Source organism: Geobacillus sp. GHH01 (genome assembly GCF_000336445.1).
GTDB lineage: Bacteria > Bacillota > Bacilli > Bacillales > Anoxybacillaceae > Geobacillus > Geobacillus zalihae.
The window spans coordinates 3,314,262-3,333,025 of record NC_020210.1 but is presented as its reverse complement, the minus strand read 5'-3'; the positions used below and the strand labels follow the sequence as shown (position 1 = coordinate 3,333,025).

At 54.5% G+C, this 18,764-nt stretch carries 12 protein-coding genes; 9 read left to right on the top strand and 3 right to left on the bottom strand.

The window, feature by feature from the left end; genetic code table 11:
- Window positions 1-36: 36 nt before the first annotated feature.
- Window positions 37-525, top strand: coding sequence for a macro domain-containing protein (locus GHH_RS16460; RefSeq protein ID WP_015375961.1), 489 nt, complete (start codon window positions 37-39; stop codon window positions 523-525).
- A 275-nt stretch (window positions 526-800) separates the two neighbouring features.
- Window positions 801-1,772: a DUF1861 family protein gene (locus GHH_RS16455; RefSeq protein ID WP_015375960.1), complete on the top strand. Its 972-nt coding sequence runs from the start codon at window positions 801-803 to the stop codon at window positions 1,770-1,772.
- 612 nt (window positions 1,773-2,384) lie between these two features.
- Here the strand turns inward: GHH_RS16455 and GHH_RS16450 are convergent.
- Together GHH_RS16450 and GHH_RS16445 are read right to left on the bottom strand one after the other, a co-directional pair.
- Complete coding sequence (locus tag GHH_RS16450) at window positions 2,385-5,147, bottom strand: DEAD/DEAH box helicase (RefSeq protein ID WP_015375958.1); 2,763 nt, start codon at window positions 5,145-5,147, stop codon at window positions 2,385-2,387.
- Window positions 5,144-6,787, bottom strand: a complete 1,644-nt coding sequence (locus tag GHH_RS16445; RefSeq protein WP_015375957.1) for a hypothetical protein — start codon at window positions 6,785-6,787, stop codon at window positions 5,144-5,146. The genes GHH_RS16450 and GHH_RS16445 overlap by 4 nt, the downstream gene beginning before the upstream one ends.
- A 216-nt stretch (window positions 6,788-7,003) precedes the next feature.
- Between GHH_RS16445 and GHH_RS16440 the strand changes: the two genes are divergently transcribed.
- The 3 genes from GHH_RS16440 to GHH_RS16430 all read left to right on the top strand — a co-directional run bounded on the left by GHH_RS16440 (window position 7,004) and on the right by GHH_RS16430 (window position 11,680).
- Complete coding sequence (locus GHH_RS16440; RefSeq protein ID WP_051049839.1) at window positions 7,004-8,320, top strand: SEC-C domain-containing protein; 1,317 nt, start codon at window positions 7,004-7,006, stop codon at window positions 8,318-8,320.
- A 297-nt stretch (window positions 8,321-8,617) separates the two neighbouring features.
- Window positions 8,618-10,813 carry a YecA family protein gene (locus GHH_RS16435; protein ID WP_015375955.1) on the top strand — a complete coding sequence of 732 codons (2,196 nt, stop codon included), beginning with the start codon at window positions 8,618-8,620 and terminating at the stop codon, window positions 10,811-10,813.
- A 369-nt stretch (window positions 10,814-11,182) separates the two neighbouring features.
- On the top strand, window positions 11,183-11,680 hold the full coding sequence (locus GHH_RS16430) for a hypothetical protein (RefSeq protein ID WP_236612575.1): 498 nt from the start codon (window positions 11,183-11,185) through the stop codon (window positions 11,678-11,680).
- Window positions 11,681-11,864: 184 nt separating this feature from the next.
- On the opposite strand, the gene GHH_RS16425 is transcribed toward GHH_RS16430, so the two are convergent.
- Window positions 11,865-12,575 (bottom strand): plasmid pRiA4b ORF-3 family protein, encoded by a 711-nt coding sequence (locus GHH_RS16425; RefSeq protein WP_015375953.1) that lies wholly within the window; start codon window positions 12,573-12,575, stop codon window positions 11,865-11,867.
- Window positions 12,576-12,887: 312 nt separating this feature from the next.
- On the opposite strand from GHH_RS16425, the gene GHH_RS16420 reads away from it, so the two are divergent.
- From GHH_RS16420 to GHH_RS16405, 4 genes are all read left to right on the top strand, one after another.
- Entirely contained in the window at window positions 12,888-14,234 is a 1,347-nt protein-coding gene (locus GHH_RS16420) for an N-acetylmuramoyl-L-alanine amidase (RefSeq protein ID WP_015375952.1), read from the top strand.
- 225 nt (window positions 14,235-14,459) lie between these two features.
- Window positions 14,460-15,815 (top strand): UDP-glucose/GDP-mannose dehydrogenase family protein, encoded by a 1,356-nt coding sequence (locus GHH_RS16415; protein WP_015375951.1) that lies wholly within the window; start codon window positions 14,460-14,462, stop codon window positions 15,813-15,815.
- A gap of 236 nt (window positions 15,816-16,051) precedes the next feature.
- Entirely contained in the window at window positions 16,052-17,359 is a 1,308-nt protein-coding gene (locus GHH_RS16410; protein ID WP_015375950.1) for a hypothetical protein, read from the top strand.
- Window positions 17,360-17,515: 156 nt separating this feature from the next.
- Window positions 17,516-18,745 (top strand): hydantoinase/carbamoylase family amidase, encoded by a 1,230-nt coding sequence (locus GHH_RS16405; protein WP_015375949.1) that lies wholly within the window; start codon window positions 17,516-17,518, stop codon window positions 18,743-18,745.
- Window positions 18,746-18,764 lie beyond the last annotated feature (19 nt).

The window sequence follows — 18,764 nt, the reverse complement described above, 5'->3', positions numbered from 1 at the left end:
AAGCGGGGGAATAAACATGGCTAAGGAGGGGTTCGGATGATTCGTGCCATGGTCGGCGATCTGACCAAAGTGGAAGGAGTCGAGTACATTTGCAATGCCGCCAACGGCATCGGGCCGATGGGCGGCGGCGTGGCGGCGGCGATCCGTCGGGCGGGGGGACGTGTGATCGAGGAGGAAGCGATCCGCGTCTGTCAAGCGCAAGACCCTAAGCCCGGCGATTTGTACGTGACAGGAGCAGGCTCGCTGCCGTTTCGCGGGGTCCTTCACTTAGTGACGATGAAGCAGCCTGCAGGGGCGACGTCGTATGACACCGTCCGGGCGTGTCTCGAGCGGCTCGTCGCGCACTGTCGGGAGAACGGAATCAAGAAGGTGGCGTTGCCAGCGCTAGGGACAGGCGTCGGAAGGCTTGACAAAGAAAACGTGGCGCAGTTGTTTGTCGAGGTGTTGGGTCCGGTCGAGGACGTGGAGTTTGTGGTGGTGGATATTGATCAAGCATTCATCCGTTTTGTCCAACAGCGCCAATAAAGGGAGAAAAAGGGCCTTGACTTCGTCTTGGCCCTGCTTTTTTGGCAATGAATAACGTGTTTCCTTCTTTCTCATATCATATTATAATAAGAACACACGAATGAATGAGTTTCATTGACTTTCTCATCCGGCCGACAGGAGGTGGCATCATCGTTGATGTCCGAATGACGAAGCCGGTGTGAAAGGGAGTGGGGTTTCCTGTTCGAACCGCGATCAGGAAAAACAGCCAAAAATGCCAATGTGGGCGTTTTTGGCGCCATCCGGAGGGATGAATCATGTTATTCTCATTGCCAACATTAAAGACATGTCAAGTGTTAGTAGACGAATTTCGTTCGGCCCCACAGCCGTTTGAGCCGGAAAAACTCCGCTTTGCGGGTGTTGGGGACCGAGACGTTTATAATATTTCCGCACCGTTTGTGGATGAAGGAGAATGGGTGATCGCTGGGCGCGTCGAGGCGCGCGACAGCGAGCAGTCGGAAGTGTACTTTTTCGTCGAACGCGACGGCGTTTGGGTCCCTCGTGAAGGGGCGCCGGTGTTCGCCTTGCAAGACCCGTTCGTGTCGCGCATTCACGGTCAGCTTGTGTTTGGCGGCGTGGAGACGTTTCCGCATCCGGTGTTTGTTGGCGAGCATAGCTGGCGGACGGTCTTTTACCGTGGACCGAACATTCGCCGCTTAGAAAAGTTCGCCGAAGGGCCGGATGGGATGAAAGACATTCGCCTCGTCGAGTTGAAAGATGACTCGATCGGCGTGTTTACCCGACCGCAAGGGGAAAAAGGCGGCCGCGGGAAAATCGGTTTCACCCGCATTTTCTCGCTCGATGAGTTGACGCCGGACGTGATCGAGGCCGCGCCGATTTTGGATGCCCAATTTACGGATGAAGAATGGGGCGGCGTGAACGAGGCGCATTTGCTTGCAAACGGGCTTGTTGGGGCGCTCGGCCATATCGCTTGCTTTGACGAGCAAGGCAACCGCCATTACTACCCGATGGTGTTCGTGTTGAACCCCGAGACGATGGAGCGTTCGGAGCTGGAATTGCTTGCGCTTCGCTCCCACTTTTTAGACGGGCCGGCGAAACGGCCGGATTTGGCGAACGTTGTCTTCAGCGGCGGGCTCATCCGCAAAGGCGACGGCACCGCCGAGCTGTACGCCGGCGTCGGCGATGCGGAAGCGCAAAAAATTTCGCTCATCGACCCGTTTGCGAAATACGAAGCGCAAGAGCTCGATCGGATGTATGCTTCCGTTTAGCGAAAGGATCGGTGCGACAGACCTTCTCTTGATGAGGAAGGTTGGCGGCCGGTCCTTTTTTGCATTTGGCCGGTTTCTTGCCTTGTGCGAAGGACTTCGGTTTGACATAAACGTGACTTGTTCGGTGACGGTGTATGTGCTCAATGAGGAACGGCTATATGAGCAGGCGGATGTTCAACCTTGTTTGTTTGCATTATCGTGATGAAAGAGGAAATGTTGCTTCCTCACAGCGTTTCTTCAGTTCAAAACTTTGCAACACCGTCGCGTGACCCCTTTCGGCTTCTCCCAAATCGAACAAATCCGTCGTTTTTCAACGGTCTTCGAAAGGACTGCTTAAAAGCGAACAGCGTGGGATTCTTCCCACGCTGTTTCCGTGAAAATGCACGCGTCTTGATGGGGCATTTTCATGCCCAGGTGAAGGGCAAAGGTTGCTCATGGATCTTTTCTGTGTCCAACGGGATCGGGGCGACGTTCATCGCCTGCGTGCTGTCCTTTACGGTTGTTTTTGCCGCTTTTCCCGCTCTTTCAACTTTTCTTCCATCCGCTTCAGCAGCTTTTCCCACGGGTTTTCCGTCGTTTTTTTCTTGCGCTTTCGTTTTTCTTCCGCCATGGTCAAGCGCCTCCTTTCGCGGCGGCCGATAAGGCGAGCAAGTCGCGCAGTTCGTCATCGGACAGTTCGGTGATCCACGCCTCGCCTTCGGTGATGATGTCGGCGAGCGCTTGTTTTTGTTCGAGCATCTCGTCGATTTTTTCCTCGATTGTCCCGATGGTGATCAATTTATGGACGTGGACGAATTTCGTCTGTCCGATGCGGTAGGCGCGGTCGGTCGCTTGGTTTTCCACCGCCGGGTTCCACCAACGGTCAAAATGGATGACATGGTTGGCGGCCGTCAAGTTGAGGCCGGTGCCGCCCGCTTTGAGCGACAAAAGGAAAATCGGCGCTTTTCGTGCTTGAAACTCCTCGACCATTCGATCGCGTGCTTGTTTCGGAACGCTGCCATTTAAAAACAGCACCGGCTCGTCAAACAAGTCGGAAAGCAGCTGTTGGATCATCTCGCCCATTCGCACGTATTGCGTGAAGATGAGGCACGATTCGTCGTTGGCGCGGATTTGCTCGATCAGTTCGATGAGCTTTTCGAGCTTGTGCGACCGTTCAACGAGCTGGCGGGGGCGGCGTTCTTTCAAATACAGCGCCGGATGGTCGCAAATTTGCTTCACACCGTTTAGCATTTGCAAAATCAAGCCGCGCCGCGCAAACGGACTGGCTTCCTTTGCCCGTTCGAGTGTGTCGTTGACGAGCTGCTCGTACAAGGCAGCCTGTTCGGCTGTGAGCGGGCAATATTCTTTTTGTTCAAGCTTATCCGGCAAGTTGAGCGCAACCGCTTCATCCGTTTTCGTCCGCCGCAAGAGAAATGGGCGGATGAGTGTTTGCAGCGCCGCTTTTTTGCGGGCATCGCCTTCTTTTTCGATCGGTCCGGCAAATCGGCGTTCAAACTCGGCCGCACTGCCGAGGTAGCCCGGGTTGAGGAAGTGGAAGATGCTCCAAAGTTCGCCGAGACGGTTTTCAACCGGCGTGCCGGATAAGGCGATTTTATGTTTTCCGCTCAAGCGGCGGATGGCGCGCGCTTGTTTTGTTTGCGCGTTTTTAATGTTTTGCGCTTCATCCAAGCAAATGACGTGCCAGTGCATCTGTTTTAAATCGTCATGGTCTAAATGGGCAAGGTTGTAAGACGTAATGACGACATCGGCCTCGCCTGCCGTTTGCACGAACGCATCGTTTTTCGCCCGGTTCGGTCCATGGTGCACGTAGACGCGCAAGTCTGGGGTGAAGCGGGCGCATTCTTTTTGCCAGTTGCCGATCACGCTGGTCGGGCAGATGAGCAACGCCGGCGTGTCCGGGCGTTCGATTTCTTTGACGTGCGCCAAATAAGCAAGCAGCTGCACCGTTTTGCCTAGCCCCATGTCATCGGCCAAACAGGCGCCAAAGCCGAATCGGCGCAAAAAGACGAGCCAGTCGACGCCACGCTGCTGATACGGGCGGAGCGTGCCGTGAAAAGACGGCGGCACATTTGCTTTCGGCAATCCATCAAGCTGCTGGAGCTGACGGATGAACGCCCGGAACTGATCATGGACGTCAATGTGGATCGGGATCGATTCGTCCGTTGCCTCTTCGCGCTCCTCTGCTTCTGAAAGCAGCGTTTGCGCCACGATATCGTGGATCGGCACGCCTTCTTTTTTCGCCTTTTCCATGAGCGCCTGCGCGCGGCGGACAAGGGCGGGATCAAGGATGAGCCATTGGCCGCGCAGGCGAATGAGGCGCCGCTTTTGTTCCGCCAAAGCGGCAAACTCCTCTTCCGTCAGCTCAATCCCGTTGGTCGCGACGCGCCAATCGAAATCAGCGAGCCGCTCAAGGCCGAATAATGATTCCGCGTTGACGGAAGGCGACAGTTTCGCTTTGATCGACAGCTGCGCCTGGCGGATGTCGTGCCACCAGTCGGGAAGCAAAAGGCGCACACCCGCTTCCGTCAGCTTTAAGCTGTCTTCGGACAAAAAGCGCCACGCTTGTTCGTCAGACAGTTCATGAAGCAGCGACTCGCTTCCATTGCCCAGCCATGGCACGATCGCGCAAATGCGGCGAATGGCGCGCTGGATCGATGATGCATATGGGCGCCAGGCGCGCGGAATGTCGCTCGCAGGTGTGATGACACTGTCGTCGACGGCGATTAACACCGCTTCCAGCGTCCATACGTCGCCGTCCTCAGGCGGCTCGACGAGGCGAAGCCCGACCGTAAACGGCGGCCGGTCGCCGAGCCAGCCGATTTGTTCAAGCCAATCGTCTTCCGTTCCGGTCCATTGGCCGCTGGGGGAGGCGATCAATGGATAAGCGCGAACGATTTCGCCCCAAATGACGCGAAGCTCCGGGTCGCGCGACAGCCAGTCGGCAATCGCCAGCGACCGCCATGTAGCGACGAACGGATCGGGATCATCGTCCGTGCTGCGCCAACGGGTGCGACCCGCTTCGCTCCATGAGCCGCCTGTGTTTTTCCAAAGGGGAGCGTCTGGAAGGAAGCGGCGTTCCCCCAACCCATTCCAAATGTGTCTCGCCCACTCTTCCAATCGGGCGGTGAATTCATCCGCCCATTCGATGACGGAAAAGCGCGAGTGCGGACGCAACGCGAACAGAGTGAGCGCTTGCCACGGCGACAGCCGCACGATGTCGTCTTCGATATCGATCATGGTCCCGTAAAAGGTTTCTTCGTGCCAAGCCAATAAAGGCGAAACCCATGATGAGGGATGGGTGGAACCAGAGAGCTCGAAACATCGAATCTCTTCATTCCATCTGCAGGAAATCTGAATCGTCTCCAATGCCTTCATGGAAGCAGTTTTCCTTTCTTTAATTCTTCATGAAACGCGCGCAGGCGCGCCGTTTTGGCGAGCAGCTGTTCAAGATACGCTTCCCATTGATCGAATCGCTTCATCGAACGGTAGTGGGTCCGCAGCGTTTTCAAGTGGCGGACCGCCTTTTGGTAGCTTGACCGGTTTTTCTCGTTGAGCAGCTTGATCACGGTCCGATGATATAACGGCATGACAAGATCCGTCCCGCGCGCTTGCAATGTTTTGAGCAGCTGCGGATGCAGCTCATCAGCGGTGATGTTCGCCCATAAGAATAGGTCCACGACTTCCCGGTAGCGTCCTTGCCGATACAAAAAGTTGGTGTACTCGTTGACGCTGTACGGAAGGCTTCGCTGCAAAAAATCTTCCCATGCGTCCGAGCGGTTTCGTTGCCGGGCGTACATTTCAAACCAGTGCGCCGCTTCGTCCAAAAAACTGCTTCGGATGGGAGCGGGTATATGCGAAAGATAAAGCGGCCAATCGTCTTTTGCTTTTTCCCAAACGGCTTCAAACCGCTTCAAGAGGCCGTTTTGAATGAATCGCCCGATCCATTCCACCAAAAACAAGCCTGCCTGATCGGGGAACGCGCGGTAAAGCGCCATCGCTTCGTCGTCTTCGCCAAGCAAAAAGGAAAGATGAGCCGCCGCCATAGCGGCGCGGATGTCGTCTCGGTCTTTGGCGAGCCGAAGGAGTTCGGCCCGTTCCTCTTGCCGCCATGTGGGCTTGGTGAACAGCGATTCCCACGCGGTTGTGTAAAAGTCATAGCCGAATGATGACAGCGCCCCGTCCAAAAACAATACATCACGAACATACGGAATCGTCTGTTCAATCAACGCGTTGAGCGACCGCGGCAGCGATTGAGTAGACAATTTTTCCAAGGCGTCAAAGGCGCGGTCGGCGACATAGTTGACGTCCTGCTGCCAGGAAAACTGTCCGTAAGAGGCGAATACGACGTCATTCCACCCTTGCGCCTCTCCGTACTGCCGAAGCTTTTCCAACAAAAAGAGGGCGGCATGAAGCTCCCGCAACGGACGGGCGCCAGCTTGCTTCCCTTCGTTTTTGCCAAGTTTCGGGAGCAGCTGGAAGGCTAAACGGTACGGCCAGTTTTGGCCGTTTTGATGGCGGGAGAAAAAGTCTTCATACTGTTTCTCGAACTGGCCCCGCCAATCTTCAACCGTTTCATTGGCTGTGATCGAAAGGCCTGCCGTTTTCCCCGCGCGTTTTGGAGCAGGTGTTTTTGATTCATGGACAGCGGATTCTTTCTGCAACGGGCCGATTTGCCCTTTTTTCCAAAGGCGGAACAGCTCGCCAACGTCGAACACGTTGCCGTATATATAAAAGAACAGCGCCAAAACGTGTGGACACAGCCCTTCCGTCCCGCACGGGCAGCGATGGCGGCGGGTGACGTTGGACAAATCAACCATGACGTCATGAGGAGTTTTGTCAGACACGACCCCTTCCACTTCATGGCTGTTGATGACCATCACGTTATAGACGAACCCGTATCTGGACAAATCGCGTCCTTTTTGAATGAGCGTGTGGAAAATGGGATACGGCAATTCTTTCACCAATTCTTCTGCCGCTTGCCGCAAAAGCGGTTTGGAGATCGTGGTCTGCAACATGTCGGTCCGTCCTTTCCGATCCATTCCTTATCATCCTATTATAGCATGTGACAGCGTGTCGAAAAAAGAGGGGCAATGTGACAAAACGCGTCTGTTCTCGAGACGGCATGAAAGGACATTGCGAGCTTTTGAACGTGTACGCGTTTTGATAGAAAGAAAGCTGGTGATGGTTGAACGTCTATCGATGATGGTATAATAGGAATAGAAAAAGTCCAAATGGAAAAGAAAGCAGGTGCATCGAATATGGCGGAAACGCCGCGGAACGCGTTATGCCCGTGCGGAAGCGGGAAAAAGTACAAGCATTGTTGCGGAAAAAAAGAGGCGGTTTCGATTTCGTCATTGATTGACCGCGAGTTGATCGAATGCATGAATGATATGCGTCAGTTTGTTTTGCAGCGGTATGAGAGGGAGGCGGAAGAGCTTTTAGACCAGTTCCCGCTTGATGAGATGCCGGAGGAACTCGAGCTTGGCATGCAGATCATGGTGGTGAACTGGATGTTGTTTTGTTGGCCGGTTGATGAAACAGGACAAACGATCTTTTCTGCTTACCGGAAAAGCCGTCATTGGGAGCGGTGGCGCCCGTCTGTTCAGGCTCACATCGAGAGGTGGGAAGGAGCCGTTCCGTCGCTTGGCGAGTTCATCGGCTATGATGACGACAATCGCCCCGTTGTCCGGGATTTGTTGATGGGAGAGGAAAAGATCGTTCATTTATTGACTTCCGATCAATGGCCGAGCGTGATCGAAACAGGAGATGTGGTGTTCGGCTTCCTTGTGCCGTACCAAGACGTGTTCACGTGTTTCACAGCGGTGTTTCCGCTCCCGGCGTCAGGGAAAGATCGATTGCTTCGGGCGATTCAACAAGAAGGGGAGTGGAGCGGTCAGCCATCGGCTTTATGGATGCGCGATCGGTTCGTCGCTGTGCTTTCCGATGTGCTCTTGGAGTGGCTTTGGCAGTTCGCCAAACAGTTCAAATGGGATGATCCGAAACAAGCGGCCGTCATTCGCGAGCTCGATGAAAACGAGCCGGAGGCGCCAGCGGCGCTGCTCAATCAAGCGTTCGCCATATGGGCGATCTATTGCGGAAAAACATCCCGCCTCCCTCATTCGGTTCCCGTCTACGCCGCGGCGCTCCGCTATGTGGCTGGGCATTTGATGAAGGCGGAAGGATCGGAGGTGGAAGACATCGCCGATCGGTATGACGTGATGCCAGAAGATGTGCGATCGGCGGCGTTGGATTTTTTCCTGATGGCTGTTGATGATGAAGACGACGAGGAATGGCTCGATGACTGGGAGGAAGACTGGTTCGAAGAGGAAGGGGATGAGCTTGATGCGCGCATCAATGAATGGATCGATGACATCGATCTGATGTTGATGCGTGAAGGATGGAACGAGAAGCGAGTCAACCGTCATATTGACCGCGCCCTCCGTTCGTGGCGGAATGAGGGCCTGCTCGAGGAAGTGAATGAAAAAGAATTGCGTAAAGAACTCCGCGATGTAGCGTGGGAGATCTTCACCGATCGGGGATTCATCTAGAAGCTGGCAGAAAAACGGGCGCTGCGCGCAAGTCAGCGGCATTTCGTCAGAAAGGAAAGCCGGTTCCACAAGGGCTCTCTCATTCAACCATCATGGAGCTCAACCCAAGCTCTCTATAAGCAGAAACAGGGAATGGAATGCGTTCCATTCGTGAAACTCCAAAAAAAGCGGCGGGGAACGATCCGTTTTGACCGAATCCATAATGGATTGGGAAAAATGGCTTTGTGCGCAATTCTGACCGTTTTTAATATCTTGGTCGCCGTTTTGGAAAGGAAAGATTAGAAGGGAGGGTTTTGCATGGCAATCGGCCGAAATGACCCGTGCCCGTGCGGAAGCGGGAAAAAGTATAAGAAATGCTGCATGAACAAACAGCAAAAGCATGAGATCAAGCGGGTGCGGCAGCGCCGCTTTTTTGACCAAAAATATGAGCTGTCGCAAATGGTGCAACGGTTTTTGGATGAAGCGCTGTCTTACGATGAACGCGAAGCGGTCAACCGTACATTTCGCCAAATGATCGAACAAAAGGATCATCGTGAAGAGTTGAAGGTGTTTGAGACGCTTTGGCGTTTTTTCCTCCATCGTTATCCGAATGGATTGCGCGGCGTTGAATGGTTTCAACAGGAAAAAGGGCGTCGTCTTTCTCCAGAGCTGAAAGAAATGTTGGACCGCTGGGTTCGGCTTGTGCCGCGCCTTGTGCAATTTGTCGATTTGGATGATGAAGGAGGAGTGGCGGTTGACCGGTTGACGGGCGAGAAACTTCTCATGCCGTATTGCGAGACATTGGAGGTTGTGCGCCCTTGGGGCGGCATGTTTGCCTTTTTGGAGCCATTTGACGGCGGCTATTACGTTTGCGGTGTATCATCGATCGTAGATCCGAAGGGCGTGGAACGGGCGGAAGAGAACATTCGCGTCTTGTTGACGCAAACCGATTGGCCGTATGACAAGGTAGCCGTTGAACATTTTCTCGATATCGTCGATGCAGGCTATCCTCCGAAGGCGGACGATGTACAAGAAGAGCGCACGCGGTGGACGTATGAATACGAATGCCAAGAAGCCGCTGAGGCGATGAGGAAGCTTGCTTCGATTGGACGCGCTCACATTGATCATGATGATGGGGAGAAGGTGGAAGGTTCATGGTGCACCAATGTGTACCATTATGTCGGGGTGATTTCCCCCAAGCTGATTCGTGTATTTGAATTAGGCGGGTCATTATCGGCTCATCGGTCGCGTCTCGTGTTGTCTACCGAGGAGGAAGGGACGGCCGAACAGCTCGTGTCGCTGCTGCAAGCGTTCGGGTATTCCCCAAAAGAACGAAAACGGCGGACAGAAGCTGTTTTGCGCCGAAAATGGATCGAAAACGTTTCGCTTCATATTGATTCAGACCCAGACTCTCCCCCTTGGGTGGCAACGATGGCCGGATTGGATGTTCAAATGGAAAAAGCCCTTCACACCCCACTTGAGAAATGGAATGGAAAAACCCCTCACGAAATGGCGCGCGAGGGGCGTGTTCAGGAAGTGGATGAGTGGCTGAAAGAGTATGAATTCCATTTATTTAACATGCAAGAACGAGCCAATTTGCCGGTGCTCATCGGAGTAAATTCCATTCGCTCCCGTTATGGATTGCCCCCATCTCCGTTTAGCTCATCACATCGTCTTTCGGACTTATGGAAAATGAAATGGATGGGGCCGGAAAGAACCGAGACGTTGTTGATCCGCGCGGAATGGGAAGGGATGTATTTCACCGATGACGCATTGGCGTTTTATAACGAAGTCATCGTGAGCGGAGAAAAAGAAGCCAAAGAGGCGTTTTGGGCCATGGTTTTGCTCGTGTGTGAATATATGAACGGGCGGACGTTTTCATCGTGGCAGGACGTAGGAGAAGAAGACTGGAAACAATGCATCGTCGAGCAAATCCCGTCAAGATGGAGTTCGTTTTCATGGGAAGTGGTGAGCCGAGCGCTCGATATGTTGCTTGAGTGGGCCGATTGGCTGGACCGCCGTTATGGAACGAATCATCGAACTGTTATTGGTGCCGTGCTGGAAGAGGTCAGAAGCGAATTGGAACATTGCTTTGCTCTGCTGGATGAATGGGGGGGCGAGAGAGGAAAGGCGGATGAGGAACTGATGGCTTGGCAGCTTGCCCATTTGTTTGGCTTGTCTATTCCCCTTTCCGTCAGTTTCTCGTTTTTCCGCGTCAAGCGTGTGGAACAGGGGAAGGCGGTGCTGGATTGGCTTGCCCATAACCGAACGGTGACATGGGACATTCCGAAGCGGGCAGAGCCGCATCTGTTGCCGGGCATGTATATCGTCGCCGCGACCGATCGCAATGGCAAGATGGACGATCTTGCCCGCGTGTATCCGCCGTCTTTCTCTCCGTACGTAGAGCCGTGGCTTCAGGCGCTGGAAGCGTGGCCAGACAAGGCGGAGACAGAATGGGTTGCGTTTCAAGAGCGCCTGCTTGCCTCGTTGTCTCGCTTGATTCGCCGGCCGTAGGCGTCCCGACGGATGACGGGGCGCTTTTTCTCTTGCCATTACGCAGGTAAGAACCGGTCATATTCTTAGAATTTTGGTTGGGCGCAAAAAATGGGAATGGGAATGTGCTTGGGACGAGCAGCGAAAGTCTAAAAGGCCGGTGATTTAGTGAAAAATCTCGGAAAATGGACTTTTTTCTCAAATAGAGAAGTCTTGCAAAATCAACGCTTCTCTTTCGGCCGAAAACAATGGGTTCGGCGAAATCAGTCGTTTTTCACCAGCCTCCTAAAGTTCTTGCGACATGTATCGATGAAAGCAGTTTCGTCGTGCGCTGAAACCTCCTCCCTAGTGCTCAGCGAGGCTGCATTCCTCTGGCGCGCATACTGCGAAATGAATGAACCGGTCATCGAGAATCCTGCTGTGTATGCGGCTGCACTCCGTTATTTGGCGAGTGAAATGGCTGGAAGAGAATTTGTCAATATAGAAGATGTTTCCAAACGATACGGTGTTCCTGTAGAGGAAGTGGAAGCCACTGTGATGGAATTGTTTTTATTTAGAACAGAGTTGCTCGATGATGGAGATGATGAGGGCGAGAATGATGATGAGTGGCTCTTTGACGATGGGGATGACGGTGATGAGATCTGGTTCGACGACGGTGGGATGGAGGATGGGGATGAGCTGGACCGTGCGATTGAGGAATGGCTTGACCAAGTTGAGGAGTTGTTTGATCGCGAGGGCTGGGACGTTGATCAAGTCCATCGTTTGATTGACAAAGCGGTCCGAACATGGAAAAAGGACGGGTTGCTTGAAGGAGTCGATGCAACTGAGTTGCGCAAGGAGCTCGAGGAGCTCGTCTGGGAGACGTTTGCCGAACGGGGATTTTTGTAAGGCGGCGGACAAAGCAGGCAACGAAGCGCAGATGGGTGCGAAAGAAGGTGTCCTTGGGAGATGCCGAACCCCTTCTTTCGCGTGCACATATACATGTCTGGCTGTTGCTGCTTCCGGGTGCCGCGACGGTTGCTGAATGGATTGGAACCGGCATCGCGGAGGCCGGATTGTGGCGGTTGGATCGTTACAATCGGATATAGGCCAGCCGCTCGTTCGCTTCCTCGACGTCAAAGGCATCAGGATCAAAATCTTCGCCTTTCATGTCGTACATCCAGTCCACCAGCTCGCGCAATTCGGGGTCGGCAAGAGAGTCTTTTTGCGCCGTCGCTTCCAGCAGCTCCAGATAGCCATAGACGCCGCCGCAATCCTCGGGAGGGCACGCCCGTTTTCCTTTCAGGCAAGCGGCGCGTTCCAACGGTTTTGGGAGTGTTTCAATCTTTTCAACGGTGACGGTATGGCTCCAGTAGTCGCCAAAATCGTAAATATATAGAAATTTTTGTTTTTCTTCCGTCAGCCATTGCTGTAATGGGATGCGGCGGGCGTCCATCAGTTCTTTTTCCAGCTGAAACGAATCCCAGCCGTCAGGGATGCCGATGAGAACGCTTCCGAAATCGAATTCGTATAAATGGGCTTGTTCCCATCCCATCGCTTCTTGGATGATGAGATGAAGCTCGTGAAATGTCGCATGTCCGGGAACAAGGACGCGCCGCCAAATCGGCGGGCGGATGCCGTTTAATGTGATTTTCAGCTGGTAGGCTGTTTTGGACCGCCGCCGTTTGGAAGGGGGTGCGCTCTTTGGCGCCTCAACCCATCTGCCGTGTGGACGGTCCCGCTCTGTCGGATGGAACATGGCAGACAATTCGTCGATCAGTTTAGCAAGATTGTCGGGGTTCATAGACCTCGTCTCCTTTCGGATAAACGTTTTGTATAATAGTAGTTTATCCTGTCCATAGTAGAATTTAAACATTATTGATGGAAATATTGAAAAAAGAAAGATGGAAGGGGAGGATGACGCATGTCGATCGGCCGCGTTGTAGTGGCTGTCGTATGAAGAAGCATGATGCAGAAAAAGGAGAGCCGTTGTCGGTTGATGGATGCCGCCTCGCTAGTTTTGTCGAGCGGTTTTCCGAAGCGGCAGACAGGAAATTCCCCGTTGTGCGCGAACGATATAGTAGACAAATTGGGGACAACGGGGGAGGGAATGGGCATGAGGCGAGGGACATGGCTCGCCCTGTCGTTTTGTTTGCTATGGTTGGCTGCGGCTGCTTGGCCGGTGGGGGCGAAAGGGGAAAAGGAAATGGAGGAAACGAAGCGTCTGGCTGTGGTGACGGCGGATCGCGTGAATGTCCGCCAAGGGCCGGGAGTGCCGTATCGTCCATTGGCGAACGTCCACCGGGGCGAAGTGTACCGGTTGGTGGACATGAAAGATGGTTGGGTGAAAATTGAATGGGAGAAAAATCGAACCGGGTGGCTCGCTGCGCGGTACGTCGCGTTGGCAAAAGAGACAGCCGTCGTGCAAGAAGACCGGCTCCGCCTTCGCCAAGAGCCGAGCCGAGACGGGCGAATTATTGGGCATTTGGCGCGGGGAGAAACGGTATGGGTCATCAAGGAAGATGGGGAATGGACGGAAGTGATCGCAGACGGTGCGATCGGCTGGGTGTCTTCAGCATACCTCACTGCGGCTCGGGAGTCATCGATTTCGCATCAAACCGGAATCGTCAACGCCAGTTCGCTCAACGTTCGGGCTGAGCCGTCATTGAAGGCAGCGCGCGTCGGACGCCTTGTCCGTGGTGAAGAGGTCGAGATTGTAGAAAAGAAACCGGGATGGTATAAAATTGCCTCCTCAACAGGGCTTGGTGGCTGGGTTTCGTCCGCGTATGTGCAGGTAAAGGGTGGACAAGCCAATGAAAAGGAAGCGGAAGCGCCCCAGTCGGCTGACCGCTCGCTGCTTTCCATCATCGCGCCTAGCGACTCGCGCCTGTATGTAGACAGCTGGACGCGCGGTCCTGTTCAGGCGCTGGCCGGAAAAACGATCGTTCTTGACGCTGGCCACGGAGGCAAAGACGGCGGTGCGAAAAGTGCCGATGGCGTCAAGGAAAAGGAGTTGACGTTGGAAACGGCGAGGCTTCTAAAAAACAAGCTGCAATCTTACGGCGCCCGCGTCGTGCTGACGCGCTCCAGCGATGAGTATGTGCCGCTGTCCGCGCGCGTGGCGATGGCGCGCCTGTATCAAGCGGATGCGTTTATCAGCCTGCATTATGACAGCGCAGACGACCAACAGGCGAGCGGCATCACCGTTTATTACTACGACCGTTTTGCCGATTACGGCTTAGCGCAATCATTCGAAGACCCGCTTTCCCGATTGGCCGCACTGCCTTTCCGCGGCGTTGCGTTTGGCGACTATTACGTGCTGCGGGAAAACGACAGACCGTCTGTATTGCTTGAGCTCGGCTATGTAAGCAACCGCACAGATGCGGCGACGGTGGCGACAGACGACTATCAGGAAGCAGTGACGACCGCGATTGCGGATGCGGTTCGGCATTATTTTGAATAAGAAATGATCGTGGAGAAATCGTTGATCGGCGGTTTTGTGGTTGATTGGCTGTCAAGAAGCAAATGTCATGTAACCGGGGGTTTGGCTCCTCCCGGTTTTCTTTTGGCCGCAGAGCACAACCGGTGAACTCAGCGGCTAGGCGAAAACAATGAAAATCCCCAGGCGATTCGATATAATGAGAACAAGCGACAATAGCCGCAATGGATCAAAAAGGTGTGAGGAACGATGAAAATCACGATCGCCGGGGCGGGATATGTGGGGCTGGTGACCGCCGCCTGCCTGGCTGATAAAGGGCATGATGTCATATGCGTGGATGTCAATGAGGAAAAAATTCGGCGGTTGAATGAAGGAATCGTCCCCATTTATGAACCGGGGCTCGAACCGCTCATCCAACGGAACAGCGCCCGCCTTCGCTTTACCACAGACGATGCGGAAGCGTATCGATGGGCGGAAGTGATCATGGTCGCGGTCGGCACCCCGCCGCTGCCGGATGGTTCTGTGCAGCTTGACGCCGTTTGGAAGGCGCTCGGCCGCATTGCGATGGCGGTGGAGCGCGACTGTTTGGTGGCGATCAAATCGACGGTTCCGGTCGGCACAGGGGATGAGGCCGCGCGTTTTGTAGCAGAAAATGGACGCTCTGGGGTGCGCATCGACATTGTGTCCAACCCGGAGTTTTTGTCACAAGGAACGGCGGTGCGCGATACGTTGCAGGCGCCGCGCATTGTGTTAGGCGTCGAATCGGAGAGAGCGGAGCGGATGATGAAGGACCTCTACGCCCCGTTTGCGCTCCCGTACGTCGTGACGGACCGGAGAAGCGCCGAGATGATCAAGTACGCGGCCAATGTGTTTTTGGCGTTGAAAATTTCCTACATCAACGAGATCGCCAATGTATGCGAGTTGGTAGGCGCCGACATTCAGGCGGTGGCGGAAGGAATCGGCATGGATCCGCGCATCGGCCGCCGCTTTTTGCGCGCAGGCGTCGGGTATGGAGGCTCATGCCTGCCGAAAGATGCGAGCGCGCTTTATTCGTTGGCGGCTTCTCACGGCTATTCGCTCAAAACGGTATGGGCGGCAATGGACGTCAATGAGAAACAAAAATGGAAGCTTCTTGACAAAGCGCGTCTGCACATTGGGGATTTCCGCAACCGGACGGTCGCCGTGCTTGGCGCCGCATTCAAGCCGGGCACCGATGATGTGCGCGAATCGCCGGCATTGGCGAACATCGAACGGCTCATTGCTGAAGGGGCCGCCGTGCGCGTCTGGGACCCAGCCGCTCTCGAACATGTCGCCCGCCGTTTTGGCGATGCGGTCGTTTGTTGTCAGACGATTGAGGAAGCCATTCGCGGCGCGGATGTTTGTTTCATTTTCACCGAATGGCCGGCTGTGCTGCAATTTGACCTTCACCGCTACAAGACGCTGATGAAAACACCGGTTGTGGTGGATGGGCGGAATTGTTACGACCCGAAGGCGGCAGAAGCCGCCGGCTTAATCTACGAGTCGATCGGGCGGCCGGTGGTGGGTGGAGCGACAGGCGTTTCGCTATACGCACCGGTCGCTACACAAGCAGAAAAAGAGGGGTAAAGAAAGCAGCTGTGCCCCATCTGTTCTCTGGCGATGGTTCGTCCCCAGCGATGGCGGGAGGCGCTGCCTGCTGAAGGAATTGGATGGCATTGCGATGCTGAGGATTGTTCGTTTAGGCGCTTTCTAAAAACGTGGTGATGCATTTTTGTATCTGCAACGAGCCGTTGGGGGAGTTTGAGGAAGAAAGTGAATCGGACGAGGGTGTTGTTTGCCGATAGGACGGGGATAGTGAGGAGGTGTGCTCCATTCGTATTCGATTAGGCATATTTGGTGCGGACGATTCGCTGTCAATTATTCAGGCGGTGGCGCAAGAGTACAAAGAGCTTGTTTGCGTTCCCGTTGTGTATTGGGATGAAAGTGAAGTGATCGATTTGATCCGCCCGCTCGCGTCAGAGGTTGATATGTGGCTGTTTTCCGGACAAGTGCCGTATTCGATCGTCAAGCAGTCCGGTGAGGTCGATGCGCCGCTGTTTTATGTTCCACATATTGGTGCCAGCTTGTACCGCACACTGCTGCAGGCGCACTATACGGAGCAGATTCCGGTCAGCCGACTTAGTTTTGACACGTACGAGCGTCGCGAAATCGAACGGCTGCTGGAAGAGGCGGGCATCGAAGAACCGATTCCATACGTCAAGCATTACGAGGGAGGCATTTCGGCCCAGGAACTGTCCGACTATCATTACACCCTTTGGAAACAAGGGAAAACGGAAGCAGCGGTCACCTGTTTGCGGACAGCCCATCTCGAACTGGAGAAACTCGGGATGCCGGTGTATCGGGTATTGCCTGCCCGCTCGGCGGTGGAAGCGGTCATCCAAACAATCATTCGCACCGGACAGATGCTACAGGCGCAAGATGCGCAAATCGCCGTGCAAATGATTGAAGTCGATGCGATGCAGGCGGCCTCCCCAGAGACATTTTCGACCGATGACATATATCGTCTGGAGATGAAGACAACGGAAAAATTGCTACGGTATGCAAAAAAAGTCCAAGGGTCGCTGAAAAGCGCCGGACCGGGCCGCTATGTCATTTTTACGACAAGGGGCGCATTAAAAGAGATCACCGATGGCTATAAAACGGTCCCCTCGGCCGAGGAGACGGAGCTCCTTTACGACGAAGTCATCGCGTGCGGAATCGGCATCGGCCGAACGGCGTATGAGGCCGAAATTCAGGCTGGGAAGGCGTTTTTGCATGCGAAACAAAGCGGACGGGGTGCGTGGATGGTGGTGTTTGATGATGGAACGATCTCGGGTCCGTTAGGAAAAAGTGTGCACCTCCGCTATTCGCTCGGCGGCGGAGAACTGCGGCAGCTGGCGGAGCGGACGGGATTAAGCGCCGCGACGCTCTGCAAATTGAAAGCCATATTGCAAAAACGCGGAACCAACGAGATCGAAGCGCATGAGTTGGCTTCTTATATGCGGATTGTGCCGCGCAGCGCCCGCCGGATTTTAAACCAATTGGAGACCGTGGGCCTTGCCGAAGTGGCCGGGGAGACAAACCCGTATCCGCGCGGGCGTCCGCGCAAAGTATACCGCATTTTCTTATAATCGCTCGATCAGCTTCTGCCTTTAGCGCCAGGCAGAAGTTTTTTGTTGTCTTGAAGACGTTTTTATTATTTGTATTATTTGAAAATTTCCTCTGTTTCCATTATAATTAAGGACATATCCGAAAATTATCCGTAATTGGCGTGAGGGGAGGATAGCTTGATTCAAGGGGAACGTCTTTGGCAACGGCTCATGGAACTAGGGGAGGTCGGCAAGAAACCAAGCGGCGGCGTCACGCGCCTCTCGTTCACTGCTGAAGAACGGAGGGCCAAAGATCTCGTCGCTTCTTACATGCGCGAAGCGGGGCTTTTCGTATATGAAGACGCGGCTGGCAACTTGATCGGACGGAAAGAAGGGGCGAATCCGGATGCTCCGGTCGTCCTTGTTGGGTCTCATCTCGATTCGGTTTACAACGGCGGTTGCTTTGATGGACCGCTCGGGGTGTTGGCCGGCGTGGAAGTTGTTCAGGCGATGAACGAGCACGGGGTTGTGACGCACCATCCAATTGAAGTAGTGGCGTTTACGGACGAAGAAGGAGCGCGCTTTCGTTTCGGCATGATCGGCAGCCGCGCGATGGCGGGGACGTTGCCTCCGGAAGCGCTCGAGTGCCGCGACGCGGAAGGGATTTCCCTCGCTGAAGCAATGAAACAGGCGGGGCTTGACCCGGACCGCTTGCCGCAGGCAGCACGAAAACCAGGAACGGTGAAAGCCTATGTCGAACTGCACATCGAACAAGGACGGGTGCTGGAGGAGGCTGGTCTTCCAGTTGGCATCGTCACTGGCATCGCCGGTCTGATTTGGGTGAAATTTACCATCGAAGGAAAAGCAGAACATGCCGGCGCCACGCCGATGTCGTTGCGGCGCGACCCGATGGCCGCCGCCGCACAAATTATCGCGATCATTGAAGAGGAAGCAAGACGAACAGGGACAACGGTCGGTACTGTAGGACAGTTGCATGTATATCCGGGCGGTATTAATGTCATTCCGGAACGGGTCGAATTTGTGCTCGATTTGCGCGACTTGAAGGCTGAGGTGCGCGATCAAGTATGGAATGCCATAGCCGCGCGGGCAGAGACGATCGCCAAGGAGCGGAACGTTCGCCTCACGACCGAGCGACTGCAAGAAATGGCGCCGGTGTTATGTTCCGAGGTGGTGAAACAGGCCGCGGAAAGAGCGTGCAAGCAGCTCGGGTATCCGCCGTTTTGGCTGCCGAGCGGCGCAGCCCATGACGGCGTACAGTTGGCTCCGATTTGCCCGATCGGGATGATTTTTGTCCGCTCCCAAGACGGGGTGAGCCATAGTCCGGCGGAATGGAGCACGAAAGAAGACTGCGCCGCTGGAGCAGAGGTGCTTTATCATACGGTGTGGCAACTAGCCCAAGGGGAATAACGAAAAAGACAAACGAACA

Bases quoted from the DNA above. Each gene is read 5' to 3' on its own strand.
- GHH_RS16435 (WP_015375955.1), top strand. From the start codon at position 8,618: ATGGCAATCGGCCGAAATGACCCGTGCCCGTGCGGAAGCGGGAAAAAG.
- GHH_RS16455 (WP_015375960.1), top strand. From the start codon at position 801: ATGTTATTCTCATTGCCAACATTAAAGACATGTCAAGTGTTAGTAGAC.
- GHH_RS16425 (WP_015375953.1), bottom strand. From the start codon at position 12,575: ATGAACCCCGACAATCTTGCTAAACTGATCGACGAATTGTCTGCCATG.
- GHH_RS16440 (WP_051049839.1), top strand. From the start codon at position 7,004: ATGGAAAAGAAAGCAGGTGCATCGAATATGGCGGAAACGCCGCGGAAC.
- GHH_RS16460 (WP_015375961.1), top strand. From the start codon at position 37: ATGATTCGTGCCATGGTCGGCGATCTGACCAAAGTGGAAGGAGTCGAG.
- GHH_RS16420 (WP_015375952.1), top strand. From the start codon at position 12,888: ATGAGGCGAGGGACATGGCTCGCCCTGTCGTTTTGTTTGCTATGGTTG.
- GHH_RS16430 (WP_236612575.1), top strand. From the start codon at position 11,183: ATGAATGAACCGGTCATCGAGAATCCTGCTGTGTATGCGGCTGCACTC.
- GHH_RS16450 (WP_015375958.1), bottom strand. From the start codon at position 5,147: ATGAAGGCATTGGAGACGATTCAGATTTCCTGCAGATGGAATGAAGAG.
- GHH_RS16445 (WP_015375957.1), bottom strand. From the start codon at position 6,787: ATGTTGCAGACCACGATCTCCAAACCGCTTTTGCGGCAAGCGGCAGAA.
- GHH_RS16415 (WP_015375951.1), top strand. From the start codon at position 14,460: ATGAAAATCACGATCGCCGGGGCGGGATATGTGGGGCTGGTGACCGCC.